This is a genomic window from Clostridium muellerianum (assembly GCF_012926525.1).
Lineage (GTDB): Bacteria > Bacillota > Clostridia > Clostridiales > Clostridiaceae > Clostridium_AM > Clostridium_AM muellerianum.
Genome location: NZ_JABBNI010000019.1, coordinates 58,756 through 73,836 on the forward strand (window position 1 = coordinate 58,756; position 15,081 = coordinate 73,836).

The 15,081-nt window shown below is 30.1% G+C and carries 13 protein-coding genes; all 13 read right to left on the minus strand.

The annotated features are described in order from the left end of the window. Window positions 1-6: 6 nt before the first annotated feature. Window positions 7-591 carry an ATP-dependent Clp endopeptidase proteolytic subunit ClpP gene (gene clpP / locus HBE96_RS11020; RefSeq protein WP_169297822.1) on the minus strand — a complete coding sequence of 195 codons (585 nt, stop codon included), beginning with the start codon at window positions 589-591 and terminating at the stop codon, window positions 7-9. A 117-nt stretch (window positions 592-708) separates the two neighbouring features. Continuing rightward, a complete protein-coding gene (tig, locus tag HBE96_RS11025) occupies window positions 709-2,001 on the minus strand; it encodes a trigger factor (RefSeq protein WP_169297823.1) in 1,293 nt (430 codons plus the stop codon). A gap of 175 nt (window positions 2,002-2,176) precedes the next feature. Beyond that, window positions 2,177-2,959, minus strand: coding sequence for a sugar phosphate isomerase/epimerase family protein (locus tag HBE96_RS11030; RefSeq protein ID WP_169297824.1), 783 nt, complete (start codon window positions 2,957-2,959; stop codon window positions 2,177-2,179). Between the two features lie 14 nt (window positions 2,960-2,973). Further along, a complete protein-coding gene (locus HBE96_RS26300; RefSeq protein WP_342590174.1) occupies window positions 2,974-3,753 on the minus strand; it encodes a hypothetical protein in 780 nt (259 codons plus the stop codon). A gap of 336 nt (window positions 3,754-4,089) precedes the next feature. Next, complete coding sequence (gene carB / locus HBE96_RS11040) at window positions 4,090-7,278, minus strand: carbamoyl-phosphate synthase (glutamine-hydrolyzing) large subunit (protein ID WP_169297825.1); 3,189 nt, start codon at window positions 7,276-7,278, stop codon at window positions 4,090-4,092. Between the two features lie 30 nt (window positions 7,279-7,308). Then, window positions 7,309-8,370: a glutamine-hydrolyzing carbamoyl-phosphate synthase small subunit gene (carA, locus tag HBE96_RS11045; RefSeq protein WP_169297826.1), complete on the minus strand. Its 1,062-nt coding sequence runs from the start codon at window positions 8,368-8,370 to the stop codon at window positions 7,309-7,311. Between the two features lie 368 nt (window positions 8,371-8,738). After that, window positions 8,739-9,320 carry an orotate phosphoribosyltransferase gene (gene pyrE, locus HBE96_RS11050; protein ID WP_169297827.1) on the minus strand — a complete coding sequence of 194 codons (582 nt, stop codon included), beginning with the start codon at window positions 9,318-9,320 and terminating at the stop codon, window positions 8,739-8,741. A gap of 26 nt (window positions 9,321-9,346) precedes the next feature. Further along, window positions 9,347-10,240 carry a dihydroorotate dehydrogenase gene (locus HBE96_RS11055; RefSeq protein WP_169297828.1) on the minus strand — a complete coding sequence of 298 codons (894 nt, stop codon included), beginning with the start codon at window positions 10,238-10,240 and terminating at the stop codon, window positions 9,347-9,349. Window positions 10,241-10,566: 326 nt separating this feature from the next. Next, a complete protein-coding gene (locus HBE96_RS11060; protein WP_342590176.1) occupies window positions 10,567-11,298 on the minus strand; it encodes a dihydroorotate dehydrogenase electron transfer subunit in 732 nt (243 codons plus the stop codon). Window positions 11,299-11,347: 49 nt separating this feature from the next. Further along, window positions 11,348-12,220, minus strand: a complete 873-nt coding sequence (gene pyrF, locus HBE96_RS11065) for an orotidine-5'-phosphate decarboxylase (protein WP_169297830.1) — start codon at window positions 12,218-12,220, stop codon at window positions 11,348-11,350. Window positions 12,221-12,254: 34 nt separating this feature from the next. Then, window positions 12,255-13,439 carry a dihydroorotase gene (locus tag HBE96_RS11070; protein ID WP_169297831.1) on the minus strand — a complete coding sequence of 395 codons (1,185 nt, stop codon included), beginning with the start codon at window positions 13,437-13,439 and terminating at the stop codon, window positions 12,255-12,257. A 96-nt stretch (window positions 13,440-13,535) separates the two neighbouring features. Then, a complete protein-coding gene (locus HBE96_RS11075; RefSeq protein ID WP_169297832.1) occupies window positions 13,536-13,967 on the minus strand; it encodes an aspartate carbamoyltransferase regulatory subunit in 432 nt (143 codons plus the stop codon). Between the two features lie 22 nt (window positions 13,968-13,989). Then, window positions 13,990-14,910 (minus strand): aspartate carbamoyltransferase, encoded by a 921-nt coding sequence (gene pyrB / locus HBE96_RS11080; RefSeq protein ID WP_169297833.1) that lies wholly within the window; start codon window positions 14,908-14,910, stop codon window positions 13,990-13,992. Window positions 14,911-15,081: the final 171 nt, after the last annotated feature.

Sequence of the window (15,081 nt, forward strand, 5' to 3'; positions counted from 1 at the left end):
ATAAGGTTATTTCTTCTTTACCATAATTTCGTCTATAAGTCCATATTCTTTAGCTTCTTCTGCTGACATAAAATTATCTCTTTCTGTATCTTGTTCTATCTTTTCTAATGGCTGACCTGTTCTTTCACTAAATATAGTATTTAACTTTTTCTTTATTTTTAGTATTCTTTCAGCATGAATACTTATATCTGTTGCTTGACCTTGGAATCCACCTAGTGGCTGATGTATCATTATTTCTGCATTTGGAAGTGCAACTCTTTTTCCTTTTGCACCTGCATTTAATAAGAAAGCTCCCATTGAAGCAGCCATTCCTATACATATTGTGGATACGTCCGGTTTAATATATTGCATTGTATCATAAATTGCCATTCCAGCTGTTATTGATCCTCCTGGGCTATTTATGTATAAATATATATCCTTGTCAGGATCTTCAGCCTCTAAAAAAAGTAACTGTGCAACTACAAGACTTGCAGTTACATCATTAACTTCTTCAGTTAACATTACCACTCTATCTTTCAAAAGTCTAGAATAAATATCGTAAGATCGTTCTCCTCTATTAGTTTGTTCTACAACAACTGGTACTAAACTCATAACTCTCTCCTCCTTTTTGAATCCTAATAATGATTTCACCCATTTAAAATTAAAAAAATTTATTAAATTTAAAATTAATTGCCAGAAAAACTCCTGGCAATTAATCCTTTTAACATATTATGCTATTGCTTTACTATTGTCTACTAACATCTTTATTACTTTTTCATTGATTACATCAAGTTTTAAATAACTTTTCTGTGAATCTAGGATTAATTTTGATGTTTTTTCTATATCTTTAGTTCCATATTGTTTTGCCATTTCTGTTGCTTTAATTGCAAGTTCTTCTTCTGTTGGCTCAACTTTTTCTACTTTTGATATTTCTTCAATAGTTAAGTCAGTCTTTACTCTCTTCTCTGCAGTTTCTCTCATATATTCTCTAACTTTTTCTTCTGTATTGTTTGTATATTGATAATATGTTTGAAGATCTAATCCTTGATACTTTAATCTCATTTCTAAGTCTTTTAACATATTGTCAATTTCTTTATCTATCATAACTTTAGGAATATCTATTGTTGCATTTGCACATACTGCATCAATAACTGCTTCTTCATATTCTCTTTTAGTTCTTAATTCATTTGCTTCTTCCATTTTCTTCTTTAAGTCTTCTTTTAATTCACTTAATGTATCAAATTCTGATACTTCTTTTGCAAATTCATCATCTAATGCTGGTAATTCTTTTATCTTTATATCTTTAACAGTAACTTTGAAAGTTGCTTCTTTACCATTTAACTCTTCTTTACCATATTGTTCTGGGAATGTAACAACAACATCTTTTTCATCCCCTTTATTTAAACCTACTAACTGATCTTCAAAGTTATCTATGAATGTACCTGAACCAATTTCTAATTCATAATCTTTTCCTTCTCCACCTTCAAATGCTTTATTATCTACAAAGCCTTTAAAGTCTATAACTGCTAAGTTTCCTTTTTCGATTGATCCTTCTTCTTTTGTTTCAATTCTTGCATTTTTTTGTTGCATTGCTTTTAATTCATTTTCTAATTCTTCTTCTTTTACTTCATATACATTTTTCTTAACTTCGATGCCTTTATAATCTCCAAGTTTTACTTCAGGTACAACAGTAACTTTTGCTGTATATATGAAATCTTTTCCTTCTTCTATTTGAACTATGTCTATCTGTGGATAATCAACTGGCTTTATGTCATTTTCCTTTAAAGCTTGTGGATATGTATCATCACAGCAGAAGTTTATAGCATCTTCATAAAATACATTCTTTCCATAATACTTCTCTATTATATTCATTGGAGCTTTACCTTTTCTAAATCCTGGTATATTAAACTTTTTAGCATTTTTATTAAATGCCTTTTTAATAGCCCCATTAAATTTTTCTGCCTCTACTGTTATTTCTAATTTTACAACATTATTTTCTATTTTTTCTACTTTAGCATTCATTACACTATTCCTCCTAATCACCATACGTGCTTATGTTAACCACAACATTATAACATACATTTTAAAGTATTAACATACATTCAATTAATGTTATGAGTTATTTAATATTTAAAATTTAAATTTCTGTATTATAATTATATACCTAAAAATATAAATTTTACAATTATTTTTTAATTTATACTTGACTTATTAAAAATTCCTTTGAATTTTTAATTTCATCATAATTATCATAGTTATTACTATACACTTCAATAATTCCTATTTCATTATAACCTATTTCCTTTAATTTACAAGATATTTTTTTAAAATTTACTTCACCTTTTCCAGGCAATAAACAAATATTATTATCATCCCTATCATTTACATGAAAATTGGCTATAAGACTCCCCATTACATCTATATATTTTTCTGGAGGCACATGTGCCTTATAGGCCTGCTTTATGTCTAATGTAAAATGTATAGGATATTTTACATTGTCTTTTATCTTATTTAAAAAGCTTAAATTTGATGACATGCACCAGGATACATTTTCTTGAGCAAGCTTTATACCTTCTTCCATAGCTAAATATGTTAATTGATTATATATTTCTAATATAAACTTATAATTTAAATCATTTATATTCTTCCATCTCATTCCGTGAAATGTATAACATTTAGCCCCTAACAGCTTTGCCGCCCTGCATATTTTCTTAAAACATAACAGCATATCATCTCTTCTTCTTTTATAATCATCAAAAAGATATGGTTCAAAAGCTGAGGATAGACAATGAACTGAATGAATTTTAAAATCATATTTTAATTTTTGTTCTAAAATTCTTTTTATAAAATCCTCTTCATATTCACTTGGACTGTTCAAAAATATTTCGCCGCTTTTAAATCCTAAGTTACTCATAAAACTAATACTGTCTTCAGTATTAAGATTAGGATAAAAACTAGCTGATGATATTCCTATTTCCATTATGTCCTCCAAAATTATTCACTAACACTTCCATCAGGCGTTAAATATACAGTCTTGCCATCTGAAATTACTGTTAATCCTTTATCTGTTATTTTATCTAGCTTTACATCTTCTCCCTCAATACCTTGAACAAGAACATGATTTTTGTTTGCTATTGTTTCAATCCAAACATACTTTGTGGATTTTCCAAGCCATGGAAGCTGACTTATATAAGCAATGTTATTTTCATCTATAAATTTTGGGGAGGAACACCATACATAATTAGACTGAGATGAAATTTGAGCATCTCTTGTTATTACTGTTCCATTACTTGCAGTATACTGCATATTACTTAAATCTTGTTTATTTCCATTTATATCTATAAGTATAATACCCTGAACTTTCTCATCATAAACTATCATATTTTTACCTGACGGACTTATGCTATAAACTGTATTAGTTCCTGCTGGTGATAATTCCTTAAATATCTTATCGCCATTTTTAGTTTCATATACAGCATTTACACTTTTGCCATTACTTAAATTAATTGCATAGCCTTCTGATTTTTCTTGTTTCTGTTCTTTCTTAGCAGGTGCTTCTACTTGTTTTTTTGTTTTTTCATCTTGATTAGTCTGATTTGTAGCAGTGTTTTTAACTACATTGTTATCCTTGCTTAAATCCTTAAATATTCCTTGGATATATATTCCTATGAATACTACTACAATAGCAGATATAACAACAATGAAGGTGATTGTTTTCCTTCTTCTTCTCATCTTTTTTTCATAATCCTTACTAAATATACTTGGTTTTGCCACCTTCAATTCCTCCTACATAAAATATTTAAAATGTATTTACATTTTCTTATTATACCATAACACTTCATTATTTATTATAACTCAAAAGTTTAAATAATAATAATAATTTTTTGTTATTAATAATACAACCTCAATATGTCTCAAAATTCAAAATTGAAATTGCCTACCAAATTGCTTATTTTGAAATACAATTTTAAGAATCATATCTTATTTATATGTACCAAAAGCCGTGAAAACAGGGCACTACGCCCTACTTTCACGGCTTCTAAATAAGAGCTAAACTTAACATTATTCTAAATTCTATAAATTCAGATTCTTGCCCGATACCCCTCCCTGTTAATTTAAATATTCTGACATACTCATATAATCTACTTCTTCATCATTTTTCTTAATATTCACAGCTGTCAAAAATACTTTTGCAGTATCTATACATGTAAACACTGGTACTTTGTATTCTGCAGCCTTACGTCTTAGTTTAAATCCTTCACTTTCAGGATTGTTACCTCTAGTTGGAGTATTTATAAGCATATTTATTTTTCCTTCTACTATTAGTTCTGAAACTTGATCCATATTTATTACTTCACAGTCTATCCCATTCTCCTTTAAATACTCCCCCGTTCCTTCTGAAGCATAAAAATCAAATCCTAAATTTAAGTAATCCTTTATTATTTCTATTCCTTCTTTTTTATCCACGTCTTTTAGTGATACATACGCACTTCCTTCTGTAACTATATTCACACCAGATGCACTAAATCCCTTATATATAGCTTTACTTAAAGTATTGTCTACTCCAAGTACTTCTCCTGTAGATTTCATTTCTGGTCCTAAATACATATCTGCATCAGCTAACTTTTCTCCTGAAAAAACAGGTACTTTTACAGCAAATAAATCTTTGTTCTTTAAAAGACCTGTACCATAATTAAGCTCACTTAATTTTTTCCCTAGCATAACTTCTACAGCTATTTTAACCATTGGAACTCCTGTAACTTTGCTAAGTATAGGTACTGTTCTTGATGCTCTAGGATTAACTTCTATTACATATACATTGTTTCCATCAAATACATATTGTATATTGACAAGCCCTATTATGTTCATATTCTTCGCTATTTTTTTTGTATATTCAATTAATGTATTTATTGTTGCTTCTTTTAAAGTGATATAAGGATATACTGTTATACTATCTCCTGAATGTACTCCTGTTCTTTCAACATGCTCCATTATTCCTGGCATTAATATATTCTCGCCATCACATATAGCATCAACTTCTATTTCTGTTCCTTTAACATATCTATCTATAAGAATGGTATGATCTGTTGAAAGCTGAACTGCCTCATTCATATATTTTGTAAGTCCTTTTTTGTCATATACAACTTCCATAGCACGTCCTCCAATTACATATGAAGGTCTAACTACTACTGGATATTGAAGCTCCTCTACTACCTTATAAGCTTCCTCTATATTTGTAACTGCTGCTCCCGTTGGTGATGGAATATTAAGTTCCTGTAAAAACCTTCTAAACTTATCTCTATCTTCTGCAAGATCTATAGCTTCAAAAGAACTTCCTAATATCTTCACACCCTTTTCATAAAGTTTTTGTGCTAAATTTATAGATGTCTGTCCACCAAGCTGAACTATAACACCTTCTACCTTTTCTTTGTTAACAATGTTCATTACATCATCAATGTGAAGTGGTTCAAAATAAAGCTTATCTGCTGTATCAAAATCAGTACTTACTGTTTCAGGATTATTATTTATTATTATTGCTTTATGCCCAGCTTCCTTTATAGCCCATACACCATGTACACAGCAGTAATCAAATTCTATTCCCTGTCCTATCCTTATAGGTCCTGAACCTATTACTAATACCTTTTTATCATCAGTTATTATATTTTCATCCTCATCCTCATAGCATGAATAATAATAAGGTGTTTGTGCTTCAAATTCTCCACTACAAGTATCAACCATTTTATATACTGGATATATATTATTTTTAACCCTTAAATCATCTACCTGTTCTTTAGATGATCCAGAAATCCTATATATTTCTTCTTCTATAAATCCCATAGCTTCTGCATCATATAAAAGAGTGGCATTCATTTCTTCTATTCTCAATCTATTTTCCATAATGACAATATTATTTATGCCATTTAAAAACCACCTATCTATTTTAGTTATATTATGCAGTTCTTCTACAGTAACTCCTTTTCTTAAAGCCTCTGTTACAGCAAATATTCTTTGGTCATCCTGCATTTTTATCTTTTCTATAAGTTCATCTATAGTCATTTGTTCCATCTTGTCAATCTTTAAAGTAGAGAACTTTCCATCTAATGATGTTACAGCTTTTAATAAAGAACTTTCAAAGTTTCTGCTTATTGCCATTACTTCTCCTGTAGCCTTCATTTGAGTTCCTAACATTCTCTCTGCTTTGCTAAACTTATCAAAAGGCCACTTTGGTATTTTTGTTACTACATAATCTAAAGTTGGCTCAAAACAAGCACTAGAAGTTCCAGTAACATAATTTTTCAATTCATCTAAACTATATCCAATAGCTATTTTCGATGCTATTTTCGCTATAGGATACCCTGTAGCTTTTGAAGCCAATGCGCTGGAACGGCTAACCCTAGGATTAACTTCTATTACAACGTAATTACTACTTTCTGTATCTAATGCAAATTGTATATTACATCCGCCTTCTATTTTAAGACTTCTTATTATATCTATAGCTGCTTTTCTAAGCATATGATATTCTTTATCTCTTAAAGTTTGTGAAGGTGCTACTACTATACTATCACCTGTATGTATACCTACAGGATCTATATTTTCCATGTTACATATGATTATACAGTTATCTTTTCCATCTCTTATAACCTCATATTCAAGCTCTTTCCATCCTGCTACACTTTGTTCTAAAAGTATTTGACCTATAGGACTCATTTTTATTCCTAAATCACATATTTCTAAAAGTTCAGCCATGTTTTCAGCTATTCCACCGCCAGTTCCTCCAAGTGTATATGCAGGTCTTATTATTACTGGAAAGCCATATTTATTTACAAAATCCACACATTCATCTACATTAGTAGCTATAATACTCATAGGTATAGGTTGATTAGTTTCTATCATTAATTTTTTAAATTCTTCTCTATCCTCTGCTTTTTTTATAGCTTCACTATTTATTCCTAATAGCTTTACTTCATATTCATCCAGTACACCATTTTCTTTTAATTCCATAGCAAGATTTAAAGCAGTTTGTCCTCCAAAACCTGCTAAAATTCCATCTGGTTTTTCTCTCTTTATTATTTTCCTTACACATTCTAAATTTAAGGGTTCTATATAAACTTTATCTGCTATATTACTATCTGTCATTATTGTTGCTGGATTACTATTTATAAGTATAGTTTCTATTCCTTCTTCTTTTATAGCTTTGCAAGCTTGAGTTCCCGAATAATCAAATTCAGCAGCCTGACCTATTATTATTGGACCTGATCCTAATATTAAAACCTTTTTTAAATTTTTATCTAAAGCCATTATTTCTACCTCCTGTTTTGCAACCTTTAATTACTCATTCATTGATTCTATAAATTTATCAAACAAATATGCTGAATCTTGTGGTCCTGGTGCTCCTTCTGGATGAAACTGCACAGAAAATACAGGAAGTTCTTTATGTCTCATACCTTCTACTGTATTATCATTTAAATTAATATGAGTTATAATCATCTTTTCTTTTACACTTTCAGTATCAACTGCATAACCGTGATTTTGCGATGTTATATATGCTCTATCCTTTTCTATATCATAAACCCCATGATTTCCACCTCTATGACCATACTTCATCTTGTAAGTATCTCCACCAACTGCTAAAGCTAACATTTGATGGCCTAAACATATTCCGAATACTGGATACTTATTTATCACATCTTTAATTAAATTTATTCCTTCTTTTACTGCTTTAGGATCTCCAGGTCCATTACTTAAAAGAATTCCTTGTGGATTAAGTTTTACTATTTCTTCATAAGGTGTATTATAAGGTAATATTGTTATATCACATTCTCTATGTTTTAAATTTTCTATTATATTTGACTTTACTCCAAAATCTATAACAGCAACCTTAGCTCCTTTTCCTGCTATATGAATAGGTTGTTTTGTACTAACCTCTTCCATAAAATTTTCTCCAAGTTCTGCTTCATTTAAATATTCACTAAGCTGTTTCTTATTTAATTCTTTTGTTGATATTACACATTTCATAGCCCCTTTGCTTCTTACCTTTTTAGTTATACTTCTTGTATCTAAATCATATACTCCAACTACATTCATCTTTCTAAGCATTTCATCTACAGTATTTTCACTTAAATAATTAGATGGATTATTGGATATGCTTTTAACAATCAAACCTTTTGCATGTATTTTATAAGACTCATCTTCAAAACTATTTACTCCATAGTTTCCTATTAGGGGATAAGTCATTGTTATTACCTGTCCTGCGTAAGATGGGTCTGTAAGTATTTCCTGATATCCTGTTATAGAAGTATTAAAAACAAGCTCTCCTACAGAAGTTCCACTCTTACCAAATCCTTTTCCTTCATATATACTGCCATCTTCTAAATACAATAATCCATTCATTTTTATATACTCCTCTACACTTTTTTATAAATAAAACCTCCTGCATATGGCAGAAGGATTAAATTTTTTCACTTTAGAATTAGTGTTTATACATAAATTATACATAAAATAAATCTTTGCTTTTCGCCTTTCATAAGTTAAACTCACCTTTTATTAGTTAAGACATCAACAGTTATTTATTTTTATTCATATTCATTAATATTTACACATAGAATATCACACCACCGATTTGTTGTCAATAAAAGCTTATAAATAAAAATGCTATTATGATTTTATTTAATTAAAATTTTTGCATAACATAAAAACAGACCCCAAACTTTAATAGTTTGAGGTCTAAAATAAAAATATATATAAAGAAAAATACTTAGCTATTTAATATTCCTGCTGCCAGGTTTTACATATGGAGTGCCCTGTTTACACATAGGACATTCTTCTTTGTCATAACTTTCAATTTGTAATTTTACAGCACTATACAAAGGGTACTCTATTTCTACCCCTTCTGCTCTTCTATCTACTATACAACTTATTCCAACTACTTCGCCGCCTAAACCCTTTATAATTTCAGCTACTTCTAAGAATGATTTACCAGTAGTTATAACATCTTCTGATATTATAGCCTTCTGACCTTTCTTTATTTCAAAGCCTCTTCTTATAGTCATAGCTCCATCTTGTCTTTCAGCAAATATTCCAGGTTTTCCTGTTTGTCTTGCCAATTCATAAGATACAACTACTCCTCCCATAGCTGGTCCTACTATAATATCAAAGTCTACATTTTTAAGCTTATCTGCAACTACTTTTAAAACTTTTTCAGCCTTATCAGGATATTGTAATAATTTTGCACACTGACAGTATCTATCACTATGTTTTCCTGATGATAAAAGAAAATGTCCCTCTAGAAGTGCTCCTACTTCCTTTAATGTATCTATAACCATTTTATCTGTATTTTCCATTATAAATTCCTCCATTATATTGAATTCTATATAATTCCTCTTATTTCACTTAAGTCTTTTATATTCTCTTTTTTCATATAGCTTTCTATTCCATTTATAATATCCAAACATATATCTGGTTTTATAAAGTTTGCTGTTCCAACTTGAACTGCACTGGCTCCTGCCATAATAAATTCTATAGCATCCTTAAAGCTGCTTATTCCTCCAAGTCCTACTACTGGAACATTTACTGCTTTGCTAACTTCATAAACCATTCTAAGTGCTATAGGTTTTATTGCTGGTCCTGAAAGCCCTGCTGATATATTATCAAATACAGGTTTTCTTTTGTTAATATCTATAGCCATGCCTTTAAAAGTATTCACAAGTGATATTGAATCCGCTCCTGCTTCACAACACTTACAAGCCATATCTACTATATCTTCTGCATTAGGAGAAAGCTTTACTATCAAAGGTTTTTTACAAGCCTTTTTAACTTCGTGTACTACTTCATAAGCAACTTTTGACTTAATACCAAAAGCCATTCCTCCTGATTTAACATTAGGACAGGATATATTAAGTTCTAACATGTCTATATCTGTATTATTCAGCTTTTCTACACCATTTATATAATCTTCAACAGATGCTCCACCTAAATTGGCTATTATAACAGTATCAATTTTTTTCATATTTTCAAGTTCGTACTGTATAAAATGATCAACCCCTGGATTTTGAAGTCCTACACTATTTAACATACCACTTCTTGTTTCACAAACTCTTACACCATCATTTCCTTCCTTTGGATTTAGTGTAAGACCTTTAGTACATATTGCTCCTAATTTTGACACATCATAAAAGTTAGCATATTCCTCACCAAATCCAAAAGTACCTGATGCAGCAATAACTGGATTTTTCAAATCTACTCCACATATATTCACATTCATCTTAATTCTCCATTCTCAACTATTAACTAATAACTCAACTTTCATACATACAAAATTTCTACTTATGAGCACATTGCGACACAACTTTTTCAGAGGACAAAGGACAATTGACAGAGGACAGTGAAGGAGGATTTTTCTCCGTTACACTACGAAAAATCTTTAATTAAGTTTTGGATAGATCGTTTCGCTAAAGCGAAACATTGCTGACGTATATAAATTCCAAAATTGTTTTGCGTTAGCAAAATAAGATTTAAAATAAATTAGTTTTCTGACGTAAGGAGGAAAACTCACCTTCACTGTCCTCTGTCCTCTGTCCTTTGTCAACTCTATAAAATTTCTTCTCCTAAAAACACTGGACCATCCTTACAGGTTCTTTTGTTTCCATGTTTTGTCTTACAAGTACATACTAAGCATGCTCCTACTCCACATGCCATATGCTTTTCCATGGAAATATATACTTTTATGCTTTTATCTTTGCATAACTTAGCTACTTTATTCATCATAACTTCTGGTCCACAGCACAACACTACATCATAAAGTTCAGGCTTAAATATATCTGTTATATACCCCTTATATCCTTCTCTTCCAGTTTCCGTAGATATTTTTATATTTTCAACAGCTTGCTTAAATTCATCAATAATATAACTTTTATCTCTAAAGCCTGCATATAAATCTATGCTGCACTCTTTAAGTGTTTCCGCTACATACTGCATAGGAGCAGTTCCTATACCTCCTGAAACTATAGCTACTTTTCCTTTTATATTATCTATATCAAATCCATTTCCTAATGGTCCCATTATTTCCACATCTTCAAACTTCTTTAGTCTACTTAAAGTTTCAGTTCCTTCACCAACTACCTGATATAAAAAAACTATTTTTTCTTTATCTATATGATTTATGCTTATAGGTCTTGATAAAAGAGGTTCTCTATTCCAACTTCTTAACATATAAAACTGACCAGGCTTTCCATTAAAGTTTCCCTTAATAGTTAATTTGTATATTCCATCTTCTATCTCAACATTTTCATAAACTTTTTCAGTTGAATAATTCATTTTTATATTTTCCATAAATCATTCTCCGTTCCTAAAATGATTATTGCATATTATTTTAGTTATTAACATTCAATTTGCTAAGTATATCGTCTCTCATTCTTATAGCTTCTTCTCTTGCATATTGTGCATAATTCTTTTCTCCATTCTCCACCTTTTTATAAGCAAGCAATATTCCTCTTGAAGAATTAACTACTCCACCATTACCTTCTTTAAGATAAAGAGCTACATCTTCAGCCTTTCCTCCCTGTGCCCCATAACCAGGTATAAGAAAAAACATCTTATTTAAATCAGATCTAAGTTTTATTCCTTCTTCTACATGGGTGCAGCCTACAACTCCGCCTATAGAACTATACCCACAACTTCCCATACATTCATTGCCTATTTGTTGTATTTTTTCGCCTACTACACTATAAACCTTTTCTTCTTTCTTTGTATCTATATACTGTATATCTTCAGCACCTTTATTGGATGTTCTAACTAATAAAAACAAACCTTTTTCTTTATTCTTTACATAAGGTAAGTAAGGCTCAATTCCATCTAAACCCATATATGGATTTAGAGTTAAAAAATCACTTTCAAAATCACCTTCAAAGTGTGCTTTAGCATACATCTCAGCTGTTTTAGCTATGTCTCCTCTTTTTATATCTGCAATTACTATAGCTTTTTTATTTCTTATATATTCAAGAGTTTTCTTATAAACCATTAATCCTGATATACCTAATGCTTCATAATATGCTATTTGAACTTTATAACAGCTAGCTATATCTAAAGTTGCATCTATTATATTTTTATTATATTCAAAAATAGCATCTTCTATTGAATTATTTTTATCCATTACCCATTTAGGAATATATTCTATGTCAGTATCTATACCAACACACACATGGCCCTTTTTTTCTACACTTTCATATAATCTATCTATTATCATTAATCACAGCTCCATTTCCCATTTACTGGACTTTTTATATTTGGTTAAATATTGTTTTTCCAGCCTTTAATGTTCTTACCACACTTCCATAAACTTCTTTTCCTTCAAAAGGTGTATTTTTACCTTTTGATCTAAAAGCATCAGAACATATATTATATTGTTTTTCTGTATCTACTAAAACTAAATCTGCATCGTATCCTATTTTTATCTGGCCTTTTTTAACATCCATTATATGAGCTGGATTTTTAGACATTATTTCTGAAAGCTTACTTAAACTTATTCCTCTTTCTTTAACAAGCTTTGTATGACATACTGCGAAAGCTGTTTCTATACCCGATATTCCAGGTGAACCATTTTTCTTATCCTCCGCAGTATGAGGGGCATGATCTGTACTCACAGCATCTACCCAGCCCTCTTCTATAGCCTTTATTAAAAATTCCACATCTTCTTTTTCTCTAATAGGTGGATTAACTCTATAGTTATTATTCGTAAGTGCTATATGGTGTGGTGTAACTTCACAAGTTACATTAATACCATTCTTTTTAGCTTCTATTATATACTCCATAGACTCCTTTGTACTTACATGCGCTATGTGAACTGCACAACCTGTAAATTTTGCTAGTGATATATTTCTCCAGGTCATTGTATTTTCTGATAACCTTGTATCTACTTTACTAAGTAAATGTTCCTCACAATGACACATAACAATTTTGTCTTTTTCCTTTGCTTTAGCCATTGCATTAAGCATAACTTTGCTATCCATTACGTCATTTCCATCTTCTGATATGATTTTTACAGAAGAATGTAAATTATCTAAATGACTTATATCTCTTCCATCAAAATTATTTGTTATACTTGCTACCTGATGAACATCTATAATTCCTACTTCTTTAGCTCTATTCAAAACATAATTTATAGTATCCATATTGCTACATACAGGTTTAGTATTAGCCATAAGATTTACCATAGTATATCCACCTTTAGCTGCAGCTAAGCTTCCGCTTTCGATATCTTCTTTATTTGTGAAACCAGGTTCTCTAAAATGTACATGTAAATCTATAAAAGATGGTAATAAGGTTAACCCCTTAGCATCTATAGTTTCACAATTATTATTTAAGCTTTTACCTATTTCCCAAATTACACCTTTATTTATATAAACATCTCCAATAAAACTTTGTGACCAATCTACTATTTTTGCGTTTTTTATTAACAGTTCCATATAAATATCCCCTCTCTTTCAGCTTAAGGTATACAGTTTTAAGTTCACAGCTAATACATTAGCTGTGAACCATAAACTTATAAACTGTATGCAGTTCTACATATCTGAAACTTTGTAGGTTTCGTCACAATATAAACATCTGTACTCACCATGTTCTTCATCAACTAAATGAAATACATGAGTTAAATTTCTTTCTACAGAAGTTATACATCTTGGATTTTTACATTTTATTATGTTTTCAACCTTTTCAGGCAGCTTTAATTTTATTTTTTCTTTTATAGTTTCATTTTCTATTATATCTATAGTTATATTAGGATCTATAAAGCCTAAAACTTTAAGATCTAATTCTAAAATATTCTCTATTTTTATTATATCTTTCTTCCCACACTTCTTACTTTCTGCATTCATTATTAATGCAACTGAATAGTCTACATTATCTAAACCTAAGTAATTAAATATTTTTATTCCATGTCCAGCCTTTATATGATCAATTACTATACCATTTTTCACACTATTTATTGTTAACATATTATATTTTCCCCCTTCAACCCTATTTAACACCTAAGAGTTTAGCAATTAATGCCATTCTTACGTACATTCCATATTTAGCTTGTTTAAAATAACATGCTCTAGGATCCTCATCTACTTCATAAGATATTTCATTAACTCTTGGAAGAGGGTGCAGAACTATCATATCTTTTGATGCCTTAGACATTTTTAGCTCATCTAATATATAACTATCTTTAAGTCTTATATAATCTTCTTCATTAAAGAATCTTTCTTTTTGAACTCTTGTCATATAAAGTATATCTAATTCTCCAATAACATCTTCTAACTTTTCTACTTCTTTATACTTTATATTGTTTTTATTTAATTCTTTAATTATATATTCAGGGATTTTAAGTTCTTTAGGAGCTATTAAAACAAATTCATTATTTTCATATCTAGACAAAGCCTTTATTAATGAATGAACTGTCCTTCCAAATTTTAAGTCTCCACAAAGACCTATTTTTAGATTTGATAAACTGCCTTTTATAGACTTAATTGTTAATAGATCTGTAAGTGTTTGTGTTGGATGCTGATGGCCTCCGTCTCCAGCATTTATAACTGGTATAGGTGAATTTATAGCTGCAACTTTAGGTGCTCCTTCTTTAGGATGTCTCATAGCAACTATATCTGCATAACATGCTACTGTTCTTATAGTATCAGCTACACTTTCTCCTTTTGCAACTGAACTTGAATTTGGTTCTGAAAATCCTATAATTTGACCACCAAGCCTTAACATTGCTGCTTCAAAGCTGAATCTAGTTCTTGTACTTGGTTCATAAAATAGTGTGGCTAGTAACTTACCCTGACAAACATGGGCAAATTCCTCCGGACTTGCAATAATTTGATCTGCTAATTTGAAAATTTCCTCTAATTCTTCTAATGAAAAATCCATAGGGTCTATTAAATTTCTACCTTTTAACATAATATCTCCTCCTTCTTAGCCTCTCTGTGCTAAATTTAAAGGTATAAAAAATGCCTTCCTTTATAAAGATAAAGAAGGCATGATTCCTCAAATAATTTCAATTACATTTTTTCTCACTTTGCCTTCCTGATCTCACTGTATCAGTTTTAAAGGTTATAAAAAAATCTTATA